Genomic DNA, 257 nt, shown 5'->3' with positions numbered 1-257 from the left:
GCTGGCGGATGTCGTCGATACCCTGGGTCGCAGGGCCGAGGGTGGCGAGGATTTTGACTTTTTTATCAGGCGTCATGATTGCGGAGTCTCGAGGATCAGGATGGCGCGGAAGTCGTTGACGTTGGTGCGCGTCGGCTCGGTGACGATCAACGCATCGAGCGCGGCGAAGTAGCCGTAGCCGTTGTTGTTGTCCAACTCGTCGCTGGCCGAAAGGCCCAGGGCTTCGGCACGGGCGTAGCTGCCCGGGGTCATGAAGG

1 protein-coding gene is annotated in these 257 nt (G+C 62.3%); it reads right to left on the bottom strand.

Features of this window, described 5'->3' with window-relative positions:
* Positions 1 to 72: 72 nt before the first annotated feature.
* A partial coding sequence (locus SB725_RS32295) for an MOFRL family protein (RefSeq protein WP_410923575.1) occupies positions 73 to 257 on the bottom strand: 185 nt, incomplete at its 5' end.

The organism is Pseudomonas sp. SIMBA_041 (assembly GCF_046535095.1).
GTDB classification, from domain to species: Bacteria; Pseudomonadota; Gammaproteobacteria; order Pseudomonadales; family Pseudomonadaceae; genus Aquipseudomonas; species Aquipseudomonas mucoides.
Note: the sequence above shows the minus strand (reverse complement) of the source record. Positions and strands in the feature narration are given on the sequence as shown.